4 protein-coding genes are annotated in these 2,614 nt (G+C 70.6%); 3 read left to right on the top strand and 1 reads right to left on the bottom strand.

Translation table 11 applies throughout. The features are described 5' to 3' along the window. Nucleotides 1–317: response regulator (locus AC30N0_RS11375; RefSeq protein WP_489518025.1), on the top strand; the 317-nt coding region annotated here is incomplete at its 5' end. 25 nt (nt 318–342) lie between these two features. Here AC30N0_RS11375 and AC30N0_RS11370 read toward each other — a convergent pair. Then, nucleotides 343–852, bottom strand: coding sequence for a fasciclin domain-containing protein (locus AC30N0_RS11370; protein WP_489518026.1), 510 nt, complete (start codon nt 850–852; stop codon nt 343–345). 220 nt (nt 853–1,072) lie between these two features. On the opposite strand from AC30N0_RS11370, the gene AC30N0_RS11365 reads away from it, so the two are divergent. Together AC30N0_RS11365 and AC30N0_RS11360 are read left to right on the top strand one after the other, a co-directional pair. Further along, complete coding sequence (locus AC30N0_RS11365) at nt 1,073–2,209, top strand: EscU/YscU/HrcU family type III secretion system export apparatus switch protein (RefSeq protein ID WP_489518024.1); 1,137 nt, start codon at nt 1,073–1,075, stop codon at nt 2,207–2,209. 19 nt (nt 2,210–2,228) lie between these two features. Next, the coding region (locus tag AC30N0_RS11360; RefSeq protein WP_489518023.1) for an FHIPEP family type III secretion protein at nt 2,229–2,614 on the top strand (386 nt) is incomplete at its 3' end.

The following is a 2,614-nucleotide window of genomic DNA, read 5'->3' as shown; positions in this document are numbered from 1 at the left end:
TCGACGTGGTCGACGCCGCCGACGGCGCCGCGGCGCTGGCCCGGCTGCGCGCGGGCGGTGCCGGCTTCGACGCCGTGATCACCGACATCGAGATGCCGATCATGAACGGCTTCGAGCTGCTGTCGGCGATCAAGCGCGACGCGCGGATCCGGCACCTGCCGGTGCTCATGCTGGCGGCCGAGGCGCGAAGGGAAGACATCGTCCGCTGCACCCAGGAGGGTGCGGCGGGCTACGTCGTCAAGCCGTTCACTCGGGAGGCGCTCGAGGAGCGGCTGCGTCGCGCCGCCCCCGGATTGTTTTCACCCACGTCATCCTGAGCGAAAGGGGCCGCGGCCCCTTTCCTCATTTCGGCAGCAGGACCTTGTCGACGACGTGGATCACGCCGTTCGACTGCACGACGTCGGCGATGATCACCTTCGACATGCCGCCGGACTCGTCGCCGACCATGATCGTGTTGCCGCTCCGCGTCGCCGTCAGCGTGCCGCCGGAGACGGTCTTCAGCATCGCCTTGCCGCCGCCCGCGTCGATCGCCTTGACGAGCGCCGGCGCGTCGACCCTGCCGGCGACGACGTGGTACGTGAGCACCTTGCTCAGCGCCGCCTTGTTCTCGGGCTTGAGCAGGGAGTCGACGGTGCCGGCCGGCAGCGCCGCGAAGCCGGCGTTGGCGGGCGCGAAGACCGTGAACGGACCGGCGCCCTTCAGGGTCTCGACCAGACCGGCCGCCTTGACCGCCGCGACCAGCGTCGTGTGGTCCTTGGAGTTGACCGCGTTGTCGATGATGTCCTTGCTGGGAAGCATCGCCGCTCCGACCATCACCTCGGCCTGCGCCGGCAGGGTGGCGGCGCCGATCATCGAGGCGACGGCGATGGCCGTCAGTTTCGCGAATTTCATGGACTGGTCCTTGTCTGGTTGAGGAAACCCGGCGGCGCCCGGAAGGGTTGCCGCATCGGTCAGGCTTCTACGTAGGGAAGTCGCCGTTGGATCCACCCGCGGAAGTGACCGGCCTTCGGGTGCCTTATCGCGCTCAAGTTCGGCGGGCCGCTGGGAACAATGCCGGCAGCACCTCCAGAACATGGCCGACCCCTCCGCCCAGCACAAGCACCTTCCCGCCTCGCAGCGCAAGCTCGACAAGGCGCGCACGGACGGCCAGGTCGCGCGGTCGCGCGACCTCGGCCACTTCGGCGCGGTCGCCGCCGGCGGTGCGCTGCTGGTGGCGACGGCGGCACCGGTCTCGGCCTGGCTGCGCGACGCGCTGGCGCGGTCGCTGCGCTTCGACCGCGCCCAGGCGCTCGGTGCCGACGCGATCGCGCAGCAGATGCTCGGCTGGACCACGACCCTGCTGATCGTCGTCGTTCCGTTCGGCCTGGCGATGGCCCTCGTCGCCATCGCCGCCGGCCTGGCGACCGGCGGCTGGACCTGGACGCTGAAGCCGCTCGGGCCGAAGTTCTCCTTCCTCGACCCGCTGGCCGGCATCGGCCGCGTGTTCTCGAAGCAGCAGGTCGTCAACGCCCTGAAGGCGAGCGTCCTGGCACTCGTTCTCGGCAGCATCGGCGCCGTCTACCTGGGCACCCACCTCGATGCCTTCGCCCACATCCTGTCGCTGCCCCTGCCGGCGGCGATCGGCGCCCTCTCGGCGACGCTGGTGGCCGGAATCGGCTTCGTCGTCCTCGCCCTGGCCGCCTTCGCCGTCATCGACGTGCCGCTGCAGAGGCGGCTGCATGCCGACGGGCTGAAGATGAGTCACCAGGAGCTGAAGCAGGAGCACAAGGAGCTCGAGGGCAACGCCGAGATCAAGGGCAAGGTCCGCGCCCGCATGCGCGAGATGACGCAGCGCCGGATGATGGCCGCGGTGCCGAAGGCCGACCTCGTCGTCATGAACCCGACCCACTACGCGGTCGCCCTCAAGTACGACGACGCCAGCATGGCCGCGCCGCGCGTGGTCGCCAAGGGCGCCGACCTGATGGCCCTGCGCATCCGCGACGTCGCCCGCGGCAGCGAGGTCCCGGTCCTCGAGGCGCCGGTCCTGGCCCGGGCCCTCTACGCCCACGCCGAGCTCGACCGCGAGATCCCGGCCGCGCTCTTCGCCGCCGTCGCGCAGGTCCTGGCCTACGTGTACCAGCTGCGCGCGGCGATGGCGGGCAAGGTCGCGATGCCGGGCGCGCTGCCGGCCCTCGACGTGCCGGCCGAGCTCGATCCGCACGCGGCCTGATGTCGACGACCGGGAACCCATGAACGCAGTCGCGCAGCAGATGCAGGCCTGGCTCGGCCCCAACGCCAAGGCCATCCGCGCCCTCATGGCGCCGCTCGTCGTCGTGATGATCCTGGCGATGATGGTGCTGCCGCTGCCGCCGCTGGCGCTCGACCTGCTCTTCACCTTCAACATCGCCATGGCGCTGATGGTGATGATGGTCGCGGCCTACATGGTCCGGCCGCTCGACTTCGCCGCCTTCCCGGCGGTGATCCTGCTGACGACGCTGCTGCGCCTGTCGCTCAACGTCGCCTCGACCCGCGTCGTCCTGCTCGAGGGCCACACCGGGCCGGGCGCGGCCGGCCAGGTGATCGAGTCGTTCGGGCACTTCCTGATCGGCGGCAACTTCGCCGTCGGCCTGATCGT

This window comes from Rhizobacter sp. (genome assembly GCF_031412495.1).
GTDB lineage: Bacteria > Pseudomonadota > Gammaproteobacteria > Burkholderiales > Burkholderiaceae_C > Schlegelella_A.
The sequence above is the reverse complement of the archived record's forward strand: the minus strand, read 5'-3'. Positions and strand labels throughout refer to the sequence as shown.

Excerpts from the sequence above, each read along its gene's own strand:
- AC30N0_RS11365 (WP_489518024.1), top strand. The coding sequence starts at position 1,073 with ATGGCCGACCCCTCCGCCCAGCACAAGCACCTTCCCGCCTCGCAGCGC.
- AC30N0_RS11370 (WP_489518026.1), bottom strand. The coding sequence starts at position 852 with ATGATCGGCGCCGCCACCCTGCCGGCGCAGGCCGAGGTGATGGTCGGA.